The sequence below is a fragment of the Thermovibrio guaymasensis genome (genome assembly GCF_003633715.1).
GTDB classification, from domain to species: domain Bacteria; phylum Aquificota; class Aquificia; order Desulfurobacteriales; family Desulfurobacteriaceae; genus Thermovibrio; species Thermovibrio guaymasensis.
The window spans coordinates 17,202-39,110 of sequence record NZ_RBIE01000001.1 but is presented as its reverse complement, the minus strand read 5'-3'; the positions used below and the strand labels follow the sequence as shown (position 1 = coordinate 39,110).

Here is a 21,909-nt window from a genome sequence, read left to right as displayed (position 1 = left end):
CCTAAACTACTTTAATGCCCTCTCCTTCTTCAATCTTACCAACTTCACTTGCCCACTCAACTCCCCTCTCTTTCAAAAGGGATAGGAGCTCTCCCTTCCTCTCTTCAGGAACAGAAATCAAAAGGCCTCCTGAGGTCTGGGGGTCGTAAAGGAGAAGCTTTAAGTCCTCATCAAAACCTTCTGGAAACGAGACTGAACTACCAACGTACTCAACGTTCTCATAAGTTGCAGCCGGAAGGAGCCCCATTGAAGCGTATTCCTTAGCCCCCTTTAAAAGGGGAATCCTATCTGAATAGATAGTGGCTGAAACGCCACTAAACTTAACCATCTCAAAGAGGTGTCCCAAAAAGCCGAAGCCTGTAACGTCAGTACAAGCACTAACGCCAACTTCAACCATAGCCTCACTCGCAGCTCTATTTAAAGTTGACATAACCCTACTAACCTCTTTAACTTCCTCCTCTGAGGCCATATCCGCCTTTATAGCTGTTGTCAAAACTCCAATACCCAGGGGCTTTGTGTATATTAGAACATCTCCTGGCCTTGCAGTAGAGTTCCTAACTATCCTCTCCGGATGAACCGTTCCAACAACACACAGACCGTACTTTGTCTCTAAATCCTCAACAGTGTGGCCGCCAACTAGGGTAACTTCAGCTTCCCTAAGCTTATCGGCTCCTCCTTTTATAATCTCCTTCAGATAGTCAAACGGAACTTTACACGTGTCAAACATAACAAGGTTAACTGCAGTTAAGGGCTTTGCTCCCATAGCGTAAACGTCTGAAAGGGCATTTGCAACGGCTATCTGGCCGTAAACGTAAGGGTCATCAACAACGGGAGTAATAAAGTCTGCAGTCTGAACGAGAGCAAGAGTATCTGTTATCTTGTAGACTCCCGCATCCTCACAGGTCTCTATTCCTATAATCAAGTTAGAATCTTTGAAGAACTCTATACCTTCAAGAGCTCTGGAAAGCCCGACCGGGCTAAGTTTAGCCCCTCAGCCGGAAGCCCTAACAGTTTGAGTGAGTTTAAACTTCTTACTCAACTATCTTACCCTCCTCTTTTAACCTCTTTATGAGGTGGTCCTCCTGACCTACCTCAGCCCAGCCCTTTGCCCTTAAAAGACAACTATCACACTTACCGCACGGAACTTCTCCACCCCTATAGCAGGAAACTGAATAGGAGTAATCGGCTCCAAGCTCAAGCCCCAGCTTGATTATCTCAGCTTTCGTAAGGTTAATTAAGGGAGCGTGAATGTGCCACTTATTCCCTTCAGCTCCCAGCTTGGTTCCAAGGTCAAGGGCCCTCTCCATAGCCTCTAAAAACTCAGGACGACAGTCGGGATACCCGGAGTAATCAACTACGTTCCAACCTCCAACAAGGTGAGTAGTTCCTTTACTTTCAGCGTAAGCTGCAGCTATAGATATAAAAATCCCGTTTCTAAAGGGAACATAAGTAACAGGAACTCCCCTTTCCTTAATCTCCTCAACGCTCCTTGGCTGAGGAACCTCTATTGAGAAGTCTGTTAGGGCAGATGAACCTATCTTTGACAGGTCAACTTCATATATAAGGTGCTCTTTAACTCCGGCGTTCTTTGCCGTTACCTTTGCCATTTCAACTTCAATACTGTGGCGCTGGCCGTAAACGAAAGTTATGGCATAAACTTCCTTGAACTCCCTCTTTGCCCAGTAGAGGGCAGTAGTTGAATCAAGACCTCCGGAAAATATAACAACCGCCCTTTCCATAGTTTCCTCCAGATTTCTCACTTTAATAATAACCTTTCTCAATGAAAGATTTTTAATTAAAATTACGCCGAACAATAGGCCTAAAAGGAGAGGCAAGTTGACCTTCCAGGAAATAATCTTTACACTTCAGAACTACTGGGCGTCAAAGGGATGCATAATAGCATCACCCTACGACGTTGAGCAGGGTGCAGGAACGATGCACCCATTTACTTTCCTAAAGGTCCTTGGAAAGGAACCTTGGAAAGTAGCCTACGTTCAACCATGCCGCCGGCCCGCTGACGGGCGCTACGGTGAAAACCCCAACAGGCTCCAGCACTACTTCCAGTTTCAAGTCATCCTAAAACCCTCTCCCGAAAACTCCCAGGAGCTCTACCTAGGAAGTCTGGAAGCCTTGGGAATCAACCTTAAGGAGCACGATGTAAGGTTCGTTGAGGATGACTGGGAATCCCCAACTCTGGGAGCCTGGGGACTTGGATGGGAAGTATGGCTTGACGGAATGGAGATTACACAGTTTACATACTTTCAGCAGGCGGGAGGAATTACGCTAGACCCGGTATCCGTTGAAATTACCTACGGCTTAGAGCGTATAGCTACCTACATACAGGGAGTTGACAGCGTTTACGACATAGAGTGGACAAAAGGAGTAAAGTACGGAGACCTCTACAGGGAGAATGAGCGCCAGTGGTCAATCTACAACTTTGAAGAGGCAGACACAAAGATGCTCTTTGAGCTCTTCAACATGTTTGAAAGGGAGAGCTCCAGGCTGGTTGAGGAGAACTTGGTCCTCCCGGCCTACGATTACTGCCTCAAGTGTTCCCACGTCTTTAACCTCCTTGATGCAAGAGGTGCAATTTCTGTGGCAGAAAGGCAGGCGTTTATAGGAAGGGTTAGAAGGCTTGCAAGCAAATGTGCAAATAAGTATTTAGAGCTAAAAGAGGGTAAAGGTGAAAGCGAAAGGGTTACTTCTTGAGATAGGGACCGAGGAGCTCCCGGCATCATTCATAGAGCCGGCTCTTGAGTACTTAAAAAGTAAGCTAGGCGAAAAACTAAAAGAGAACTACCTTACCCCTTCCTCCATTGAGACTTTCGGGACTCCAAGGAGGCTGATAGTTCTAGCTTACGACGTTCCAGAGAAACAGCCGGACAGGGAAGAGCTCTTTGTAGGTCCTTCAGTTAAAGCAGCCTTTAAAGAAGGAAAACCTACAAAGGCCGCAGAGGGGTTTGCCCGCTCAAAGGGAGTGGGAGTAGAGGACCTAATAGTAGTTGAAAACCCTAAAGGGAAAAAGGGACAGTACGTTGCAGTAAAGAAGCTCATAAAGGGAAAGGATGCAGTAGAGGTTTTAAGGGAAGTCCTCCCTCAGCTAATCCTCTCAATTCCATTTAAAAAGAGTATGCGCTGGGCAGATAAGAAAATTAGGTTCGGAAGGCCTATAAGGTGGATTATAGCCCTCTACGGAAGTGAAACGGTAGATTTTGAAGTAGACGGTATAAGGAGCTCCAACCTCTCCTTCGGCCACAGGTTCCTATCACCTGAACCCTTCACAGTTGATAACCCTTACGACTTCATAACCGAGCTTGAAGATAGGTTTGTGATTGCCGATATAGAGAAGAGAAAAGCCTTAATAGTTGACAGGGCAAAAGACTTGGCAAGAACTGTAGGCGGGAAGCTCCTTGAAGATGAGGAGCTCCTTGAAGAGAACGCAAACCTTACAGAATTTCCATACCCGATTCTAGGCTCATTTGAAGAGGAGTTCCTCTCTTTACCTAAAGAGGTTCCAATTACAGTAATGAAGGAGCACCAGAAGTTCTTCTCAATTGTTGATGAGAGTGGTAACCTGAAGAACTACTTTATCGGAGTCTCAAACTTAAAGCCACCTGATGAAACAGTCGTAAGGCTAGGATACGAAAAGGTCTTAAGGGCTAGGTTAAAGGATGCCCTATTCTTCTTTAACGAGGACAGGAAGAAGAAGCTTGAAGAGAGAGTACCACAGCTTGAGGGAATAGTCTTCCACGAAAAACTCGGAAACATGCTTGAAAAGACGGTCAGACTTGAAAGCCTTGCTCCTTTTATTTCAGATGAGCTCAGATTTAACGTAAAGGACGATACAACAAGAGCAGCCTACCTGTGCAAGGCAGACCTTCTAACGGAGATGGTTAACGAGTTTCCCGAACTTCAGGGAGTAATGGGTAAGTACTACGCCCTCCTTGACGGGGAGAGGGAAGAGGTAGCCCTTGCAATAGAGGAGCACTACCTTCCCCGCTTCTCAGGAGATAGGTTAGCCCAAACTCCTACGGGGATTTCACTTTCAATAGCAGAGAAAATTGATAACCTAACAGGCTTTATAGGTGCAGGTCTAAAACCAACCGGTTCAGCCGACCCGTTTGCCCTAAGGAGGAACGCTTTAGGACTAATTCAGACTCTAATTGAGAGGGAGCTCTTTCTGGACCTTAAGAGAGTCATTGAAAGGGCTGAGGAGCTTTACAGAGAACAGGGAGTAGAGCTCAGTTCGGATACACCTGTAGAAACCCTCTCCTTCGTAAAGGAGAGGTTAAGGGGAGTCCTCAGAGAAAGGGGCTTTAAGCCCGATACCGTTGAAGCAGTTCTATCCGTCGTTAACGACCCCTACGATGCCCTTTTAAGGGCGAAAGCAGTTGAGTCCCTGAGGGCCAATCCGGAGTTTGAGGAAGTTTTAATTACGATGAGAAGGGTCGTTAACATAATTCCTGAAGGCTTTGAACCTAAAGAATTTACTCCTGTTGGGAATTACGAAAAGAACCTCTACGAAAAGTTTAGCCAGCTTAAAGGAGAGATAGAAGATAAGATCTCTAAAAAGGACTACAGAGGAGCTCTAATCCTCATTAAAGAGCTAAAACCTGAGGTTAACGCTTTCTTTGACAACGTTATGGTTATGGACAAGGATGAAACTGTAAGGATTAGAAGGTTAAGCCTTCTTAAAACCATATCAGACGAACTCACTAAATTGATTGACTTCTCAAAACTCGTTTTTTAAAGGGGGCGCGGCTATGCCTAAAAAGATGGTTTACTACTTCGGCGGTGGAAAGGCTGAAGGAAGTGCCGACATGAAACTTCTCCTCGGTGGCAAGGGAGCAAACCTTGCCGAAATGACAAACTTGGGGCTTCCGGTTCCACCTGGAATAACGATAACAACAGAGGTATGTAAAGAGTACTTTGAGCTGGGCCAGAAGTTCCCCGAAGGAATGTGGGAACAGGTTCTAGAGGGAATGAAGAAAATTGAAGAGGAGATGGGAAAGAAGTTTGGGGACAAGAGAAACCCTCTCCTAGTCTCCGTCCGTTCTGGAGCTCCAGTCTCAATGCCCGGAATGATGGACACGATTTTAAACCTTGGCCTTAACGATGAAACTGTAAAAGGACTTGCAGAGTCTACAGGAAACGAAAGGTTTGCTTGGGACTCTTACCGCCGTTTCATTCAGATGTTCGGAAACGTTGTAATGGGAATCCCTCACGAAAAGTTTGAGGAAATACTAGAGGCCAAGAAGAGGGAAGTTGGAGCAAAAGCCGACGTTGACCTCACAGCAGAAGACCTTAAGGATGTTGTAAAGAGATACAAAGAGCTTGTTAAAAAGGAAACCGGAAGGGAGTTCCCTCAAGACCCCTACGAACAACTTAAAATGGCAATAAAGGCGGTCTTTGACTCCTGGAACAACCCAAGGGCAATAAAGTACAGGGAAATTAACAAGATACCTGAAGACTACGGAACTGCTGTAAACATAGTAGCAATGGTCTTCGGAAACATGGGTGACACCTCCGGAACAGGCGTTGCCTTTACAAGGAACCCTTCAACTGGAGAGAACGTCTTCTACGGAGAGTACCTCAAGAACGCCCAAGGTGAAGACGTTGTTGCAGGAATCAGAACTCCACAACCACTCACAAAAGCCCAGAAGACAAGCCCTGAACAGGTCTCACTAGAAGAGGAGTTTCCAGAGGTCTACCAGCAGCTTCTCAAAGTAAGAGACATCTTAGAAAAACACTACAAAGATATGCAGGATATAGAGTTCACAATTGAGAACGGCCGTCTCTGGATGCTCCAGACAAGAGCAGGTAAGAGAACTGCAAGGGCAGCAGTAAAGATAGCAGTAGACCTTGTTAAGGAAGGGCTAATCAGCAAGGAGGAAGCTCTACTAAGGATAGATCCGACCCTCATCAATCAGCTCCTCCACCCTATGCTTGACGAGGAGGAAAGGAAGAGGGCAATAGAGGAAGGAAGGTTAATAGCAAGGGGACTTCCGGCTGCTCCTGGAGCTGTCAGCGGTAAAGTTGTTTTTAACGCAGACGAGGCAGTTGAACTGGCCGAGAAGGGAGAGAAGGTAATACTCGTCCGCCACGAGACTTCCCCTGAGGACATCCACGGAATGCATGCAGCTGAAGGAATCTTAACGGCAAGGGGAGGAATGACTTCCCATGCAGCCGTTGTTGCAAGGGGAATGGGTAAAACCTGCATAGTAGGTGCCGAGTCAATCTACGTTGACTACGATAAAGAGGAATTTAGAGTCGGAGACGTTGTAGTTAAGAAGGGAGAGGTTATAACTCTTGATGGATCAACAGGTGAAGTTTTCCACGGAGAGCTAAAGACAATTCCAGCCCAAATTTCCGGCGAATTTGAAGAGTTAATGAAGTGGGCAGATGAGATTAGGGACCTCAAAGTTAGGGTTAACGCAGATACTCCAGAAGATGCAAAACAGGGAAGGGAGTTTGGAGCTGAAGGTATAGGACTATGTAGGACAGAACACATGTTCTTCAAAGAGGAGAGAATCCCAGTAGTTAGGGAAATGATCCTTGCCAAAACTGAGGAGGAGAGGAAGAGAGCCCTTGAAAAGCTCCTTCCAATGCAGAAGAACGACTTTATCGCAATCTTTGAGGTTATGAACGGCCTTCCCGTCAACATAAGGCTCCTAGACCCACCACTCCACGAGTTCTTACCAAAGACTGAAGAGGAGTTCCAGAGAACTGCTCAGGAGATGGGACTTCCAGTTGAAGAGATAAAGAAGAGGGCTGAGGAGCTTGAAGAAGTTAACCCTATGCTTGGACTGAGAGGTTCAAGGTTAGGAATCACATTCCCAGAAATCTACGAGATGCAGGTTAGGGCAATCCTTGAAGCCGCCTGCGAGTGTAAGAAGAACGGAATTGAAGTTCTACCTGAAATAATGCTACCCCTCATTGCAGACGATAGGGAACTTAAAGAGCTCAAGAAACTCATAGACAGGGTAGCAGCTGAAGTGTTCCTTGAAACTGGAGTAGAAGTTCCATACCAAGTTGGAACTATGGTAGAGGTACCTAGGGCTGCTCTAATAGCAGATCAGCTTGCCCGCTATGCAGAGTACTTCTCCTTCGGAACAAACGACCTAACCCAGATGACCTTTGGCCTTTCAAGGGACGATGCCGGAAAGTTCATAGGTAAGTACATTGAGCTTGAAATTCTCAAAGGTGACCCGTTTATGCACATTGACGAAAACGGCGTTGGAAGGCTGATAGAGACTGCTATTGAGCTTGGAAACAGAACAAGACCGGGAATGAAGACCGGTGTATGTGGCGAGCACGGAGGAGACCCACGCTCCATAAATTTCTTCCAGAAAGTAGGAGTTCAGTACGTAAGTCCATCTCCCTTCAGAGTTCCAATAGCAAGGCTTGCAGCTGCTCAGGCCAAAATCAGGCAGAAGAAGGGAGAACTTTAAAGGTATTTACTATAATTTTAAGGAAAGGGGGGCCCCGCGCCCCCTTTTTTAATTTTTGGGAAAGGCTTAGAATAAGTGAAATAAATTCTGGAGGGAAAAATGAGGCTTCTGACCGCCGCACTTGTTATTCCCCTACTGCTTACCTCCTGCTCAAAGGCTACCCAAACCGAAAACAGAACAGTAAAGAGTAAGAAGGAGAAGGTAGGAAGTAAAGAAGAGAAAATAGTAAGAGCCCTCCTAGAGCCATTAAAAGTTAGAGGGATTGAAGTAAAGGAAGTTAAACCGGCCGAGGGAGTAAAAGTTCCAGGGTTTAAAGCCTTTGAAGTAACCTTAATTGATAAACCCAACTCAAGGGAAATAAAAAGGTATATTTTCCTATCTCCCGACGATAGATACTTAACTTTAGAGGTATTCCAGGTTAGTGAAAAAGGAAAAGAGATACACATTAAGCCCATAAGGCCGAAAAATCCAGAAAAGCAGTTGAAAGTTGACCTTTCATGGGTAAAGGAAATTGATAAGAAACTAAGTGAAATGAACGTTCCCCACGTAATCGGCAAATCTGATAGGAAAATCTACATAGTTTGGGACGTCTTCTGCCCGTTCTGCTACAGCCACTTTAATCAAATAGAGGAAGTCGCTAAGGAAAACGGAGTTGAAATTCACATGATACCTTTCCCAATTCACGGAGAGAATTCAATTAAAGGTCTACTCTACTACACCCAACTGGCAAGGGAGAAAGGAACTACTGAGGCTTTTAAAGAGCTCTACAAGATGGGGAACGGAGACTTTAGAGCTTACATGAAGGAACTAAAAAATAAAGAACTGAAACTCTCAAAGAGAGATCAGGAACAGCTTAAAACTTTCTTTAACCAGCTTAAGAGCGACTTAGTTAAAAAAGGAGTCCATGCGACTCCCAGCATAATTTACATTCCAGAGGGTGAAAAGGACAAAGGCTACATAATTGTCGGGTTTAAACCTATAGATCAAGTGCTCAAGATGAAGTGATGGAAGGAGTTAAAGTAGAGAACTTAACGATAGGATACGGAGAGCCCCTAGTATCTGGGCTCTCCTTTCACATGAAAGAGGGAGAGTTCTGGGTTGTAGTAGGTCCCAACGGCACCGGAAAGAGCACCTTAATAAAAACGCTTCTTGGAATCATAAAACCTATCTCAGGAAGAATCCTAATCCACGGTAAAAACTGTACAAGCTGGTGTGAAGAGAGGAAGTACCTAAGCTACGTTCCACAGATGGAGAACTACTCCCGCTCATTCCCATCAACAGTTTTTGAACTGGTACTGTCAGGTCTATTTCCAAGGCTTGGAAGGTTCCAGAAAATCGGAAAGGAGGAAGTAGAGGAGGTAAACAGGTGGCTTAAAGTCTTGGAACTCTCCCCACTAAAGAACAGGAAGTTTAACCAGCTCTCCGGAGGTCAGCAGAGGAAAGTCTTAATAGCAAGGGCCCTGGTCAGCTCTCCCCACTACATTTTCCTTGACGAACCTACAAACGGAGTTGACTTAAAGAGTTCCAGGAAGATCCTTAAGCTCCTTGACAGGCTCCACAAGGAGAAGGGATTTGGAATCTGCATGGTAACCCACGAAATAAGCACAGTATGGCAGTACATTGATAAGGTAATTCTCCTAGGATACGGAGGGAAATTCTTCATAGGTAATAAGGAAGAGATCTTAAACCCGGCGCTCCTTTCAGAGATCTACGAAATAGAAGTAGAGATAGCCCGCACGGAGGCAGGCCCGATATTCCTAATATGGGATAAACACTAAATATCCTCTATTTTCGCTCCCTCTTCATCAACGTCCAAAACTAAATACCTGCTCTCTATCCCCAAGGAGTCAAAGACGTTACACATTGCCCTTCCAATTTCATCAAAGTTCTTGTCGGCAAGGGCTCCAATACAGCTTCCAGCTCCAGAGAGGTAAACTGCGTAAGCCCCAGCCTTGTAGCCTTCAGAGAGAACTTCCCAGAATGAGGGAATAAGGTCACACCTGTAGGGCTGGTGAATCCTATCCTTCACAGCCTCCTTTAGGAGGCCAAAGTCCTTCTTCTGGAGGGCTCCAAGTAGAAGGGCTACCCTCTGGATGTTAAAGATTACGTCTTCCCTTGAGTAACTATCAGGGAGAACCGACCGAGACTCCTCAGTAGATAGGAAAAGCTCAGGAACAACAATTATTACTTTCAGCTCTTCAGGCCAGTTAAGCTTTACGTAGGTAAGGTCCCCGTTCGTTGCAGCAACCACAAAACCGCCAGTGTAGGCTGGAAGGACGTTATCCGGGTGAGGTTCAAACTTAAAGGCTACATCTATAACTTCCGGAAGGGAAAGCTCCTTTCCTGAAATCCTCTCTGCAGCTAAAATTCCCCCTACTATTGCAGTTGCCGAACTTCCGAGCCCTCTACCTAAAGGTATTCTGTTAACCTGTTTAACTTTAATTGGTTGGCTCTTACCCAAGTACTCCATAGTAGAGCGATAAGCCCTTAAAAAGAGGTTCTTCTCATCCTTTGGAAGTGTATCAGCCCCCTCTCCCTCTATCTCTACAGAGTAAAAGTCTGAGGGCTCAACTATAAAGTCGTTGTAGAGCTTAAGAGCAAGGCCAAGGGCGTCAAAACCTGGACCTAAGTTACTCGTAGATGCAGGAACAGATACTTTAAACTCCATTTTCTCTCCTTCTATTCAGGATAGAGAAATTGTATTAGATTTTCTCAACGAAGAGGAAACGGCGAATAAAATCAACTCCCTTTGGTCTTACTGTTACCTCACTAACCCTGTAGCCGGGGAGCTCCCCCCCAAAACTCTCCCTTCCCCTATAGATGCATAAGACCGACCCCTTCTCCAAGAGGTGTTTTGTTATCTCCACAGCATCCTCTGGGTCTTCAACTGCCCTCATAGTTAAGAGCTTAAAGTCGCCGTCAACTTCCTCTATCCTCTTACACTCAACAGTTACGTTTTTAAGCTTTAGCTGTCTCTTAACCTCTTCTAAGAAGACGCACCTCTTCTTCCTCGGTTCAACCAGAGTAAAGGGGGAAGTTTCAAGGACCACAGAAAGGGGAATTCCGGGAAAACCTCCTCCCGAACCGACGTCGCAGATAGGAACTCCCTCCACCTCTATACCAACCTCTTTAAAAGCCTTTAAACCGAGGAGAGAGTCAAAGAAGTGTTTCTCCTCTATTTCCCTATCCTCTAAAAGTGAAGTAAGGTTTATCCTCCTTCCCCACTTCTTTAAGAGCTCCTTAAACTTCTCTAACTTCTCGTAGTGCTCTTCTTTTAGCTCAATTCCGTTTAACCTGCAGAGCTCTCTAAGCCTTTCCACCCTTAAGCTCCCCCTTCCTCCACTTCTCAATGTAAATGGCCAAAATAGGAATGGAAGCAAGCCTTATCCCTTCAAGTCTTGCAGCTTGACCTAAAGTAAGAGGCCTCATCTCCTTTAGCTTCTGTCTCTCCTCAACAGAAATCGGAACAAGATCGTAGTCAAAGTCCTCAGGGATCTTTATGTTCTCCAACTTCCTAAACTTCTTAACCTCTTCAAGCTGCCTCTTTATGTACCCTTCGTACTTAACCTCTATCTCTACCTCTTCAAGAATTTCCTTTAGAAGTTTCTCGTCCTCCACGTCTAGATCTAGGGGAATTAGGTTAAGGATATCCTCAAGTTTAACCTCAGGCCTTTTTAAGAGCTCATAGGCACTCTTACTCTCCTTAACGGGAGTTGAGCCCTCCTTTTTAAGGATTGGATTAACCTCATTGGGCTTCAACTTAATTTCTTTGAGCTTATTAATGAAGACCCTAACAGTTTCGTACTTCCTCTTAACCCTTTCGTACTGTTCCCTCGTGAGTAGTCTAAACTTATAACCGTACTTCGCAAGTCGGTAATCGGCGTTATCGTACCTGAGGAGTAGCCTATACTCGGCCCTTGAGGTAAAGAGGCGGTAAGGCTCCTTAACTCCTCTATTTACTAGATCATCAATCATAACTCCTATGTAAGCCTCGTCTCTCCCTAGGACGAACCTTTCACCTTTACCAAGGGCATAAAGGGCAGCGTTTATCCCAGCAACAATCCCCTGACCTGCAGCCTCCTCATAACCTGTTGTTCCGTTAACCTGCCCAGCATTAAACAACCCCTTAACTATCTTTGTCTCAAGGGTTGGGTAGAGGTGACGGGGATCAATAAAGTCGTACTCTATAGCGTAGGCCGGTCTTACTATTTCTGCATTCTCAAGGCCAGGAATAGAACGGATTATGGCCACCTGAACGTCGTAAGGAAGGCTAGTTGAAGTTCCGTTAGGGTAAAACTCTACTGTATTCCTTCCTTCAGGCTCAACGAAAACGTGGTGACGCTCCTTATCTGGGAACTTAACAATTTTGTCCTCTATTGAAGGACAATACCTTACCCCTACACCGCTGATAAGCCTCCTCTCCCCGTACATAGGGGAACGGTGCAGGTTCTCCCTTATTATCCTGTGGGTCTCCGGAGTTGTATAGGTTAACCAGCAAGGAAGCTGCTCTACTTCCCTTGGCTCTGTCCAGTAGGAGAAGAAAGGAGGAGGTTCATCCCCATCCTGCCTTTCCATCTTTGAAAAGTCTATAGTCCTTCCGTCAATTCTGGTCGGCGTTCCGGTTTTCAGTCTGCTCACCCTAAAACCGTGCCTCTCGTAAAACTCAGAAAGCTTATTAGCGGGGGGCTCCCACATCCTCCCCCCTTCAAACTCGTTAAACCCTATAAAGATTTTTCCCCTGAGGAAAGTTCCGGCGGTAACCACCACCGCCTTTGCACCGTAGCGTGCCCCTATGTGGGTTAAAACCCCCCTTACTCTTCCATCCTCAACTATTATGTCGTCAACTATCTGCTGGATTACCTGCAAACCGGGAGTACTTTCAATAACCCGGCGCATCCTATTTCTGTACTCCTCCTTGTCCGCCTGAGCCCTTGGGGCCCTAACAGCAGGCCCTTTCTTTTTGTTAAGTATCCTAAACTGTATCCCGGTCTCATCAATGTTCTTTGCCATTTCACCACCGAGGGCGTCTATCTCCCTAACAACCGTCCCCTTTGCGACACCCCCGATGGAAGGGTTACAGGACATTTCAGCAATCTTGTCTACGTTAACCGTAAAGAGGGCGGTCTTACAGCCCATCCTTGCAGCCGCAAGCGCTGCCTCACAACCGGCGTGCCCCGCTCCTACAACTATTACGTCAAAGACTTCGTCCCACACGGCTACTCCCTAAAAGCTAACCTTTACTTTTGCGCCTCTGGTGGCCTTTAAAAGTTTAGCCGCACTGGCCATATAGGCAACTATCTGAATATGGTTTTCAGGGTGAACGCTTATAAAGAGCTCTCCCTTTTGGAAACCTCCAAAACCTTCTGATGACCTCTCAATCTTAACCCCGTTAACCTCAACGCTCTTTGGAAGTTTCCCATTATACGTTAAGTTCAAAATCAAATTTCCAAAGTAGTCAACGTCTATAACTATCGCCTCATAGGTACCGTTACCGAGAGGCTTTGGATCAGGAAGTTTAAACCTCTTTAAGAGCTTAAGGTCAATTTCCTCTCCAAGGTGAACTGCTGACTGGAGCCTTGAGAGCTCCGCCGCAATGGGAGTAAGCTGGTTCCTACCTCTAAAGTTTCCCTTTCCCTCAATAAAGTAGTGCTCTGCAGTAATCTTATAAACAGCTTCAGGTGGTTCTTCCTCAAACATTAAACTTCCTATTCCGTTGTTAGGACAGACAAGAAAGTACTTCTCGGTTGAGACAATGACTGGAATCGCCATCGGATCAGGGTCAACTAAACATAGAAATATCGTTCCAACAGGGAAATACTTATAGGACCACTTAAGCTTAAGGGCTCCATCTACAATGTCAAAAGGCCTAACATAGTGAGTTATATCAACAACTTCCGCTTCAGGGGCTACATCCTTTATTATCCCGTGAATAGTTCCAACGTAGTGGTCCTTCAGTCCAAAGTCAGAAAGAATTGCAATTAGACCCTTCATCTCATCCCCCTTCTGCCTGCCTTGTTAAATCCTTCAAACTCACCTCTAAAGCTCTCCTCATTTCCTCTTCACTTTTAAAATCGCTAGGACTTATTGGCTCCCCAAGAATCACCCTGCACTTTGAAAAAGGATAGGGAACGACAAATTCATCCCAGGAGTTCAACTTTTTATACTTACTACAGCCAAAAGTTAAAGGATAAATTGGAACTCCAGACTTCATGGAAAGCTTCACTATCCCCGGCTTAACAACTTCCTTAGGTCCTCGGGGGCCGTCAGGCGTTATAGCTACCGAATAACCTTCTTCAAGGAGCTCTAGCATCTTAAGAAAAGCCTTAGCTCCTCCCTTCCCCTTACCGGTTGACCCCCTAACAGTTTTAAAACCTAACCTTTCAACAAGTTGGGCTACAAGCTCTCCATCTCTGTGGCGACTGATAAGGATTGAAACCTTCTCAGAGTACTTCCTGAGGGTAAAGGGAAGGAGGAACATCCTACCGTGCCAAAAGGCAACTATTGAAGGAAAACGGGGAGGAGATAGGAAATCAACATTAACCTTTAAAGTCTTTAGAAGGAACCTTGAGACTGTTAAAAGAGCTCCTACCTTATCTAACCTCAAAGTTTACCTTTATCTTCACCTGGTTTACCTTTGTACCCTCTGGGAATTTACCGAAAGGTTCACTAGCATAAATTGCCCTTACTGCAGAGCGGTTAAAAGCTATATCGGGTGAAAATTTTATTATGTTTATTTCACTTATTGAACCTTCTCTGTTTACCTTAAGGGAGACTACAACTCTTCTCCTGTCGCCTGCACTCTTGTAGTAAGGTGGAACCCAGTTCCTCATTATCCTATCCCTTACTTTTATTAGGTAGGGAACCAACTTATCGTAAGAAACAGATGAAAGTCTTTTGGAGCTCTTACTCCCAGGTATATCAACTGAGAGCGAAATGAGCCTACCGCCCTTACCGGTAGTTAACCGTTTCCAGGTGTAACTCCCGAGTCTGCCAACAGAACCTTCCTCTACACCTCTCTCTATCTCTCCCCTTTCCTGGGCCTTTACTTTCACCCGGTTTAAACTCTGGTTCCGCCACAGCGAGCGCTTTCCTTCAGGAACCGTTGAACTCCTTCTACTTCCCCCGTCCTTTGAATTTCCTTTAACGGACTTTACTCCGATAAAATCTGACTCAACCTTTGTGTCGAAAGAGATAGGAACTACGTCAACTATCTGATAAGTTTTTGAGGAAAGAACCTCTTTAAAGGAAAAAATAGAAAGGAAAGTAAAGTGGATTAACAGGGATAGTAAAAAAGAAACGAAATCAACCCTTAGCAGTCTCCCCAATTCTTTCCTTTTTGTAGTTTAAGTTAAATGGAGCGGGCGACGGGACTTGAACCCGCGACCCTCAGCTTGGGAAGCTGATGCTCTACCAACTGAGCTACGCCCGCCCTTTTCAGTTAATATATATTAGTCATCCCACCAACTATCAGCAACCCCTAACGTGTCTAATAATCGGGGAGCTCCTCCTCCTCCCATAGTAGAGAAGCTCAAGGAGGAAGGATGCAGTAAAAATAAGTCCGGTAGTTATGCTCATCCTGTACTGGTAGATGAGAATCTCAACCGCTACAAAAGTTATAACAATTAAGTTGAAAAATATAATTCCCCTCTTACCTCCAACCTCCTCACAGAGCCTCAGGTGGGAGAGAATTACACCAAGGTAAAGAACTGTTGTTATGAGGCTAATCATTGAAGCAACTGAAGTTACGTTAAAAAAGAGGGTAAATAAGAGCCCTAAACTGCAGGTAAGGTACAAACCTGTATGCTCGCTCATCCACTCCTTCCTTACCAACTTTTCAGGAAAGGGAATAAACCCTTCCTTCATCAAGGCGTAGGCTGCATTTGCACCCGTATATATAGTTGCGTTTAGGGCTGAGATTATGCTTACGAGGGCTCCGAGGCTCAAAAGGAGGAAACCGAAATCTCCCAAGGCAGGCCTTGCTGCAACTGCAAGTGCGTTCTCTGCGTACTTTTCTATCTCTTCTGCAGGGAGGGCCCCTAAAGCTGCAATACTTACAAAGACGTAAATAGTCATAACTATGGAAATACTCGCATAAATTGCTCTAGGGATAGTTTTTGACGGATTAACTACGTTCTCACTAACGTTTGTTATAAGGCCGAAGCCCGTGTAGGAGAGAAAGAAAACAACAGAAGCCGTTAAAATTCCCTTAAAGTACTCAGGAGAGGGGTGAGGTTTTAAGTATTCAGGATGTAGAACCCAAAGGCCGGCAACTATGAAAACCAGAAGTATTAATACTTTCGTTAAAACTATCCAGAACTCAAACTTTCCAACGGCCCTCGTTCCACCAAAGTAATTAAGAGCCCCGAAAAGGGCAACAACGAGAACCTCAACCGTTGTATAAGCCAGTAGATAATTTAGATGAATCAAGGGAAGGAAATAACCGGCAAAACTTATTGAAAAGAGAGCTATTGAAATAACGTAACTAAACCACATTAAGATTGAAAGGGAACCTACTACAGGAGAACTTCCAAATCCTCTCTCAATGAATGCAATAGGACCGGCGTTTGAAATCAGTTTACTTCCCATATGAGCGTAGGAGTAGGCTACCATAAGGGCATAGATACCGCTTATAAAGAAAGCAATAGGTAGACCGTTCCCTGCAACCTTCACTCCCTCCCCAAAGATTGAAAAAATACTTGCTCCGATCATCGTCCCAACAGCTAGTGCAACAGCTTGCCAGAAGGTAAGTTTCCCCTTTTCCATGTCTCTTCCATTTGTAATAATTTCTAATTAGGAGGTGGTCATGAAAAAGCTGATACTTGCAATTCTAATACCTCTTATTTTATTTGTTCCTTCCTACTCGCAGGAAGTAAAGGAAGATAGGCCAATTGAGGCCTGGATAGTCTACAAACAGGAAGGAGACAAAGTTATAGAAGTCGTTAAGATTAAAACCGCCTCAGGGAAAATTTACGAGATAAGGCCACACCTCAGTAAGGAGGAAATCCCCAAACCGGTTAGCAAGATACCCCAAAAGAGCTACCCTCCCTTGTTTACCCTGGTAATTATTATCTTGATGGGACTTTCGGTAGGAATAGGAATTCTTATTTGGAAATTAAAGAAAGAAGGCCCTTAGCGGGCCTTCTTGATTAGCTCTTCCTTCCTTCTAATTTCCCTTTCTATCTGAGACCTAGCTTCTTCTTCCTCTTCTGAGAGTGAAGTTAGTTTCTCCTTAAGCTGACTAACTTCCTCTTCAAGGAGCTCTACGTTAACTTCTCCCGGCTCATAAATCTCCTGAACTCCGATCCTAACAACGTCAGGTTCAACCTGAACAAAACCGGAGTAGAGGAGCTTCTTTACTTCCTGTCCGTCAGCCGTTCTGCAGACAACAAAGCCCGCACCTACAGAGTAGAACTCAGGCTGGTGGCCAGGTAAGACTCCTAGGTCTCCATCCTCCGTTTCAATGTAGACTTCTCTTACTTCAAACTCGTAGTGCTTACCTGTGGCCGAAGCCAGCTGAAACTTCATAGTTGTAGGAATTCCTTTCACGGTAGCCATCTACCTTTCTCCCTTATTTCTTGGCTTCCTTCATTAACTTCTCACCCTTTTCAATCGCCTCATCAATTGTTCCAACCATGTAGAAGGCCTGTTCTGGAAGGTGATCAAGCTCTCCGTTAACGATCATCTCAAAACCGCGAATCGTCTCCTCAACTGTAACGTACTTACCGGGCATTCCTGTAAAGACCTCAGCAACGTGGAACGGCTGTGTGAGGAAGAGCTGAATCCTCCTTGCCCTGTGGACAACGAGCTTGTCCTCTTCGCTGAGCTCCTCCATACCGAGAATAGCGATGATCTCTAGGAGCTCCTTATACCTCTGGAGGTATCTTTGAACTTCCCTTGCAACCTTATAGTGCCTTTCACCTACGATGTGGGGGTCAAGCATACGGGAGGTTGACTCAAGTGGGTCAACGGCTGGGTAGATACCTTGCTCTGCAAGTGCCCTTGAAAGAACAGTTGTAGCGTCAAGGTGAGCAAAGAGAGTAAACGGAGCTGGGTCTGTAAAGTCGTCAGCAGGAACGTAAATAGCCTGAACAGATGTAATAGAACCTTTATTAGTTGAAGTAATCCTCTCCTGAATTGCTCCTACCTCAGTTGCTAGAGTCGGCTGGTAACCAACCTCAGAAGGAATCCTTCCAAGTAGAGCTGAAACCTCTGAACCTGCCTGAATGAAACGGAACATGTTGTCAACGAAGAACATCATATCACGGCCTTCAACGTCCCTAAAGTACTCGGCCATGGTAACGCCGGTCATCGCAACACGCCACCTGTTTCCAGGAGGCTCGTTCATCTGACCGTATACGAGAACTGTATTCTCAAGAACTCCGGACTCCTTCATCTCAAGCCAGAGGTCTGTTCCTTCCCTGGTCCTTTCTCCAACTCCGGCAAATACAGAGAAACCACCGTGCTTCATAGCAACGTTGTGGATTAGCTCCATAAGGAGAACCGTCTTTCCAACTCCAGCACCACCGAAGAGTCCCGTCTTACCACCCTTTGCGTAAGGCTCTAGAAGGTCAATAACCTTAATTCCCGTCTCAAAGATCTCAGCGACGGTCTTCTGCTCTGTAAGAGGCGGAGCAGGTCTGTGGATAGGCCAGTATTCTTCAGCCTCAACTGGCCCTTGGCCGTCAATGGGCTTTCCTACAACGTTGAAAATCCTACCCCTTGTAGCGTGACCTACAGGAACCTTCAGGTAATCACCGGTATCAATAACCTCCATTCCCCTCTTTAAACCTTCAGTAGCACCGAAGGCAACACACCTTACCCTGTTCTCTCCTAAGTGCTGGTGAACCTCAAGCATAAGGTCACCTTCTTCAATCTTACCGTCCCAAGTAATCTGCTTGACGTTGGGAACTTTAAGGGCGTGGTAGATCTCTGGGAGCTTTCCGTCGGGGAACTCAACGTCTATAACCGGACCAACTATCTGAACAATCTTACCTTTGTGCTCAGCCATATCTATCCTCCCAATTATTTCATTGCCTCTATTGCAGTTGTAATTTCAATGAGCTCCTTAGTGATTGCAGCCTGACGTGCTTTGTTAAAGGAGATAGTCAACTTCCTAATTAGATCCTCTGCGTTCTTCGTAGCGTTATCCATTGCTGTCATTCTAGCTGCATGTTCAGAAGTCTCAGACTCCTTAAGGGCCCTTAGAACAGCGGCGGAAACGTACGCCTTAACTGCCTCTTCAACTACCTTCTCATCGGGACCTACCGTATACTCAGCTACGGGAGTTCCCTCCTCAACCTCTACAGAAAGGGGCATAATCTTTTCAAAAGTAACTTCCTGCTTTAAGGCGTTGTAGAACTTGTTATATACGAGGAAAACCTCATCAAAGTACTCAGAAGTATAGCCGAGGTAAAGGTCGTAAGCTATCTCCTGAGCTAGAGGAAGGCCTATACGCCTAAAGATATCCTTAATAGATTTCCTCACATTTAAATCAGAGTACTTCGTAAAGAACTGAGTCGCCTTATTACCGACGGTAGTTAAGCTGACTTCAACGCCCTCTTCTATCTTCTGACGGGCAAATCTGTTAACGTTCCTTATTATATTTGCATTAAAGGCACCACAGAGTCCCTTATCGGAAGAGATAACGACAAGCTCTATCCTCTTAACAGGCCTTACCTTAAAGATTGAGTGGATGGCTGGGTTTTCCCTCAAGTAGAGCCCTTCTGTTATCCCCTTCATTACTTCAGCGTAAGGGCGAACGTTAAAGAGCTCATCCTGAGCCTTACGGAGTTTAGCAGCGGACACTGCCTTCATAGCGGCAGTAATCCGCTTAGTCCCCTTAAGGCTCTTTATCTTAGCTTTAATTTCTCTCATTCCAGGCATTTTTACCTCTCCAATTAAGCGGTGAAGGTGGCCTTAAACTCCTTAATAGCCTTGTGGAGCTTCTCCGTAAGCTCATCGTCAAGCTGCTTCTTCTCAAGAATCTCGTTTAGAACGTCAGAGTACTTAGCATCCATAAATGCGTAGAGCTCCCACTCAAACTTCGTAACTGCCTCAACAGGAAGGTCATCAAGGTAGCCGTTAATAGCAGCAAAGAAAGCAACAATCTGCTTTTCAACGGGAATTGGCTTGTGAGGAGGCTGCTTGAGGAGCTCCATTAACCTCCTACCCCTCTCAAGCTGTGCCCTTGTAGCAGGGTCAAGGTCGGAAGCAAATTGGGCAAAGGCTTCAAGTTCCCTATACCTTGCAAGCTCAAGTCTCAGCTTACCTGCAACCTGCTTCATAGCCTTAATCTGAGCAGCACCACCGACCCTTGAAACAGAAAGACCAACGTTAATGGCTGGCCTTTGACCCTTGTAGAAGAGGTCTGTTTCAAGGAAGATCTGTCCGTCCGTAATTGAAATTACGTTTGTTGGAATGTAAGCTGAAATGTCTCCAGCCTTCGTTTCAACTATTGGAAGAGCTGTAAGAGAACCTGCTCCAAGCTCATCGTTAAGCTTTGCTGCCCTTTCAAGGAGCCTTGAGTGAAGGTAGAAGACGTCTCCAGGGTAAGCCTCCCTTCCAGGTGGACGCCTGAGGAGGAGTGACATTTCACGGTAGGCTACTGCCTGCTTTGAGAGATCGTCATAAACTATGAGAGCTGCCCTTCCTGTATCCCTAAAGTACTCGGCAACAGTACAGGCTGCGTAAGGAGCAAGGTACTGGAGGGCAGCAGGGTCAGATGCAGTAGCAGAAATAACTATTGTGTAATCCATAGCGCCAAGCTCTTTTAAGAGCTGAACAGTCTGGGCAACAGTTGAACGCTTCTGGCCTACTGCACAGTAGACGCAGATAACCCCTTCCCTCTTCTGGTTGAGGATTGTATCTACGGCAATGGTTGTTTTACCGGTTTGCCTGTCACCAATGATAAGCTCTCTCTGTCCCCTTCCGATTGGAATCAGGGCGTCTATAGCTTTAATACCCGTTTGGAGAGGTTCATGAACCGGCTTTCTCGTAACAATTCCAGGAGCAATACGCTCAACTGCTCTTCTTTCAACGTACTCAATGTCTCCCTTTCCATCTATCGGATTTCCTAGAGGGTCAAGAACCCTTCCAATGAGGCCGTCACCAACAGGCATGTCAAGGATTCTTCCAGTCCTCTTAGCCTTTCCTCCTTCAACGATACCTCTTCCTTCACCAAGGAGAACAACACCTACGTTGTCCTCTTCAAGGTTAAAAGCAACACCTTCCGTGCCATCTTCAAACTCTACAACTTCTCCAAATTCAACGTTCTCAAGACCGTAAACCCTTGCGACTCCGTCACCGACCTTGATAACGATTCCCGTTTCATCAAGCTTTACAGAGGATTCAAACTCTTCAATCTGCTTCCTTATTAACTCTGAAATCTCTTCTGCCCTCAGTTGCATCTTTCCACCTCGCTATCTGTTTTTATGTTAATCTGCAATAGCTTTCTTTAAGTTTTCCAGCTGAGTCTTTATTGAAGCATCAAGGACTTTATCGGCGACTTTAACTATGAAACCACCTATTATGGAGGGGTCAAGTTTTACAACTATCTCTGCTCTCTTACCGAAGAGCTCCTCTATCTTCTTCGCTATCTTGTCCAGAGTCTCTTGGTCAAGTTCAGAGGCTGAAGTAATCTCTGCCTTTACGATACCGAGTCTAGAGTTTACGAAGCTCTCAAACTCCTCTTTGAAGTCCTTTAGAAGGCCTAACCTGTTTCTCCGAGCCATCAAGAGGAGGATTTTCTTTAGCTCGTCAGTAACTTCAACCTTTAAAAGGACCTGCTCAAGGAGAACTCTCTTCTTCTCAACCGGCACAACGGGGCTCTTAAAGTACTTTAGAGCCTTCTCGTCAAAGAACTGAAGGAGAGCTTCAACCTCCTTTAAAACTTTCTCCAACTTCTCGTCTGGTAAAACCTCTGCCAGGGCTTTAGCGTACCTTCTGGCGATTCTAACTTCCGGTCTCATCTACTTGACCCCTCCTAAAGCTTTTCAAGACTTGACTCTATAAGTTTTTTATTGAGCTCAGGAGTAATAGACGACTTTATCCTTCCTTCGGCAATCTCAATTGCCTTCTGAACTGCAAACTTCTTAAGCTCCTCTTTGGCCTTGTAAGCTTCCTTTTCAATCTCCTCGTCTGCCATCTTTATAACCCTTTCGGCAGTCTGCTTCGCATCACTTATTATCTGTTCCTTCTCCCTCTGAGCCACTTCTTCAGCGTAGGAAACTATCCTCTGAGCTTCCTCTTTAGCCTCTTCTAGCTTCTTCTCAGCTTCTTTAAGCAAGTTTAAAGCTTCTTCTTTTTCTTTCTTTGCCTTTTCAAACTTATTAACTATTGAATCAATACCGTTTGAAATAAAGTTTGAAACAGGTTTCCTAAGAAGCCAATAGAGGATTGCGAAGAGGATTATAGTGTTTACGGTCTTCCAAAATAGAAGGTGTCCTCCGTGTTCCATATC

The 21,909-nt window shown here is 45.4% G+C and carries 21 protein-coding genes and 1 tRNA gene; 6 read left to right on the top strand and 16 right to left on the bottom strand.

Features of this window, described 5'->3' with window-relative positions:
- Window position 1: 1 nt before the first annotated feature.
- Together selD and queC are read right to left on the bottom strand one after the other, a co-directional pair.
- Entirely contained in the window at window positions 2–1,039 is a 1,038-nt protein-coding gene (gene selD / locus C7457_RS00200; RefSeq protein ID WP_121169349.1) for a selenide, water dikinase SelD, read from the bottom strand.
- Window positions 1,032–1,739: a 7-cyano-7-deazaguanine synthase QueC gene (queC, locus tag C7457_RS00195; protein ID WP_121169347.1), complete on the bottom strand. Its 708-nt coding sequence runs from the start codon at window positions 1,737–1,739 to the stop codon at window positions 1,032–1,034. Before queC ends, selD begins: the two co-directional genes overlap by 8 nt.
- Before the next feature lie 97 nt (window positions 1,740–1,836).
- Here queC and C7457_RS00190 point away from each other — a divergent pair, with 97 nt between their 5' ends.
- From C7457_RS00190 to C7457_RS00170, 5 genes are all read left to right on the top strand, one after another.
- On the top strand, window positions 1,837–2,709 hold the full coding sequence (locus C7457_RS00190; RefSeq protein WP_121169345.1) for a glycine--tRNA ligase subunit alpha: 873 nt from the start codon (window positions 1,837–1,839) through the stop codon (window positions 2,707–2,709).
- Window positions 2,684–4,750, top strand: a complete 2,067-nt coding sequence (gene glyS, locus C7457_RS00185; RefSeq protein ID WP_121169343.1) for a glycine--tRNA ligase subunit beta — start codon at window positions 2,684–2,686, stop codon at window positions 4,748–4,750. The genes C7457_RS00190 and glyS overlap by 26 nt, the downstream gene beginning before the upstream one ends.
- 13 nt (window positions 4,751–4,763) lie before the next feature.
- Window positions 4,764–7,451 (top strand): pyruvate, phosphate dikinase, encoded by a 2,688-nt coding sequence (gene ppdK, locus C7457_RS00180; RefSeq protein ID WP_121169342.1) that lies wholly within the window; start codon window positions 4,764–4,766, stop codon window positions 7,449–7,451.
- A 99-nt stretch (window positions 7,452–7,550) separates the two neighbouring features.
- Window positions 7,551–8,456, top strand: coding sequence for a DsbA family protein (locus C7457_RS00175; protein ID WP_121169340.1), 906 nt, complete (start codon window positions 7,551–7,553; stop codon window positions 8,454–8,456).
- Complete coding sequence (locus C7457_RS00170) at window positions 8,456–9,229, top strand: metal ABC transporter ATP-binding protein (protein WP_121169338.1); 774 nt, start codon at window positions 8,456–8,458, stop codon at window positions 9,227–9,229. The genes C7457_RS00175 and C7457_RS00170 overlap by 1 nt, the downstream gene beginning before the upstream one ends.
- On the opposite strand, the gene thrB is transcribed toward C7457_RS00170, so the two are convergent.
- The 8 genes from thrB to C7457_RS00130 all read right to left on the bottom strand — a co-directional run bounded on the left by thrB (window position 9,226) and on the right by C7457_RS00130 (window position 16,214).
- Window positions 9,226–10,119 carry a homoserine kinase gene (gene thrB / locus C7457_RS00165; protein ID WP_121169336.1) on the bottom strand — a complete coding sequence of 298 codons (894 nt, stop codon included), beginning with the start codon at window positions 10,117–10,119 and terminating at the stop codon, window positions 9,226–9,228. The two genes, C7457_RS00170 and thrB, sit on opposite strands and share 4 nt — an antisense overlap.
- 34 nt (window positions 10,120–10,153) lie before the next feature.
- Window positions 10,154–10,771 (bottom strand): 16S rRNA (guanine(527)-N(7))-methyltransferase RsmG, encoded by a 618-nt coding sequence (rsmG, locus tag C7457_RS00160; RefSeq protein WP_121169334.1) that lies wholly within the window; start codon window positions 10,769–10,771, stop codon window positions 10,154–10,156.
- The gene (gene mnmG, locus C7457_RS00155) at window positions 10,758–12,665 is read right to left on the bottom strand and encodes a tRNA uridine-5-carboxymethylaminomethyl(34) synthesis enzyme MnmG (protein WP_121169333.1); all 1,908 of its coding nucleotides are present in this window, start codon (window positions 12,663–12,665) and stop codon (window positions 10,758–10,760) included. Before mnmG ends, rsmG begins: the two co-directional genes overlap by 14 nt.
- Before the next feature lie 9 nt (window positions 12,666–12,674).
- Window positions 12,675–13,442, bottom strand: coding sequence for an SAM hydrolase/SAM-dependent halogenase family protein (locus C7457_RS00150; RefSeq protein ID WP_121169331.1), 768 nt, complete (start codon window positions 13,440–13,442; stop codon window positions 12,675–12,677).
- A gap of 1 nt (window position 13,443) precedes the next feature.
- Entirely contained in the window at window positions 13,444–14,055 is a 612-nt protein-coding gene (locus C7457_RS00145; protein ID WP_121169329.1) for a lysophospholipid acyltransferase family protein, read from the bottom strand.
- The gene (locus tag C7457_RS00140; RefSeq protein ID WP_121169327.1) at window positions 14,042–14,776 is read right to left on the bottom strand and encodes an energy transducer TonB; all 735 of its coding nucleotides are present in this window, start codon (window positions 14,774–14,776) and stop codon (window positions 14,042–14,044) included. Before C7457_RS00140 ends, C7457_RS00145 begins: the two co-directional genes overlap by 14 nt.
- 28 nt (window positions 14,777–14,804) lie before the next feature.
- Window positions 14,805–14,880 (bottom strand) — tRNA-Gly (locus tag C7457_RS00135).
- A 38-nt stretch (window positions 14,881–14,918) separates the two neighbouring features.
- Window positions 14,919–16,214 carry an APC family permease gene (locus C7457_RS00130; RefSeq protein ID WP_121169326.1) on the bottom strand — a complete coding sequence of 432 codons (1,296 nt, stop codon included), beginning with the start codon at window positions 16,212–16,214 and terminating at the stop codon, window positions 14,919–14,921.
- A 40-nt stretch (window positions 16,215–16,254) separates the two neighbouring features.
- Here C7457_RS00130 and C7457_RS00125 point away from each other — a divergent pair, with 40 nt between their 5' ends.
- Window positions 16,255–16,584, top strand: a complete 330-nt coding sequence (locus C7457_RS00125; RefSeq protein WP_121169324.1) for a hypothetical protein — start codon at window positions 16,255–16,257, stop codon at window positions 16,582–16,584.
- On the opposite strand, the gene C7457_RS00120 is transcribed toward C7457_RS00125, so the two are convergent.
- Genes C7457_RS00120 through atpF form a run of 6 tightly spaced genes read right to left on the bottom strand, consistent with a single transcriptional unit; the run spans window position 16,581 to window position 21,906 of the window.
- Window positions 16,581–17,006, bottom strand: a complete 426-nt coding sequence (locus C7457_RS00120) for a FoF1 ATP synthase subunit delta/epsilon (RefSeq protein ID WP_121169323.1) — start codon at window positions 17,004–17,006, stop codon at window positions 16,581–16,583. The two genes, C7457_RS00125 and C7457_RS00120, sit on opposite strands and share 4 nt — an antisense overlap.
- A 13-nt stretch (window positions 17,007–17,019) precedes the next feature.
- Window positions 17,020–18,459, bottom strand: coding sequence for a F0F1 ATP synthase subunit beta (gene atpD / locus C7457_RS00115; RefSeq protein WP_121169321.1), 1,440 nt, complete (start codon window positions 18,457–18,459; stop codon window positions 17,020–17,022).
- 14 nt (window positions 18,460–18,473) lie between these two features.
- Window positions 18,474–19,334, bottom strand: a complete 861-nt coding sequence (gene atpG, locus C7457_RS00110) for an ATP synthase F1 subunit gamma (RefSeq protein ID WP_121169320.1) — start codon at window positions 19,332–19,334, stop codon at window positions 18,474–18,476.
- A gap of 14 nt (window positions 19,335–19,348) precedes the next feature.
- Window positions 19,349–20,857 (bottom strand): F0F1 ATP synthase subunit alpha, encoded by a 1,509-nt coding sequence (atpA, locus tag C7457_RS00105; RefSeq protein WP_121169319.1) that lies wholly within the window; start codon window positions 20,855–20,857, stop codon window positions 19,349–19,351.
- 27 nt (window positions 20,858–20,884) lie between these two features.
- Window positions 20,885–21,418 carry an ATP synthase F1 subunit delta gene (gene atpH, locus C7457_RS00100; RefSeq protein WP_121169317.1) on the bottom strand — a complete coding sequence of 178 codons (534 nt, stop codon included), beginning with the start codon at window positions 21,416–21,418 and terminating at the stop codon, window positions 20,885–20,887.
- Between the two features lie 14 nt (window positions 21,419–21,432).
- Window positions 21,433–21,906, bottom strand: coding sequence for a F0F1 ATP synthase subunit B (atpF, locus tag C7457_RS00095; protein WP_121169316.1), 474 nt, complete (start codon window positions 21,904–21,906; stop codon window positions 21,433–21,435).
- Between the last annotated feature and the right edge of the window lie 3 nt (window positions 21,907–21,909).

Bases quoted from the DNA above. Each gene is read 5' to 3' on its own strand.
- ppdK (WP_121169342.1), top strand. From the start codon at position 4,764: ATGCCTAAAAAGATGGTTTACTACTTCGGCGGTGGAAAGGCTGAAGGA.
- atpD (WP_121169321.1), bottom strand. From the start codon at position 18,459: ATGGCTGAGCACAAAGGTAAGATTGTTCAGATAGTTGGTCCGGTTATA.
- queC (WP_121169347.1), bottom strand. From the start codon at position 1,739: ATGGAAAGGGCGGTTGTTATATTTTCCGGAGGTCTTGATTCAACTACT.
- C7457_RS00150 (WP_121169331.1), bottom strand. From the start codon at position 13,442: ATGAAGGGTCTAATTGCAATTCTTTCTGACTTTGGACTGAAGGACCAC.
- C7457_RS00125 (WP_121169324.1), top strand. From the start codon at position 16,255: ATGAAAAAGCTGATACTTGCAATTCTAATACCTCTTATTTTATTTGTT.
- C7457_RS00130 (WP_121169326.1), bottom strand. From the start codon at position 16,214: ATGGAAAAGGGGAAACTTACCTTCTGGCAAGCTGTTGCACTAGCTGTT.
- atpH (WP_121169317.1), bottom strand. From the start codon at position 21,418: ATGAGACCGGAAGTTAGAATCGCCAGAAGGTACGCTAAAGCCCTGGCA.
- thrB (WP_121169336.1), bottom strand. From the start codon at position 10,119: ATGGAGTTTAAAGTATCTGTTCCTGCATCTACGAGTAACTTAGGTCCA.
- C7457_RS00175 (WP_121169340.1), top strand. From the start codon at position 7,551: ATGAGGCTTCTGACCGCCGCACTTGTTATTCCCCTACTGCTTACCTCC.
- atpA (WP_121169319.1), bottom strand. From the start codon at position 20,857: ATGCAACTGAGGGCAGAAGAGATTTCAGAGTTAATAAGGAAGCAGATT.
- C7457_RS00170 (WP_121169338.1), top strand. From the start codon at position 8,456: ATGGAAGGAGTTAAAGTAGAGAACTTAACGATAGGATACGGAGAGCCC.
- C7457_RS00120 (WP_121169323.1), bottom strand. From the start codon at position 17,006: ATGGCTACCGTGAAAGGAATTCCTACAACTATGAAGTTTCAGCTGGCT.
- atpF (WP_121169316.1), bottom strand. From the start codon at position 21,906: ATGGAACACGGAGGACACCTTCTATTTTGGAAGACCGTAAACACTATA.
- atpG (WP_121169320.1), bottom strand. From the start codon at position 19,334: ATGCCTGGAATGAGAGAAATTAAAGCTAAGATAAAGAGCCTTAAGGGG.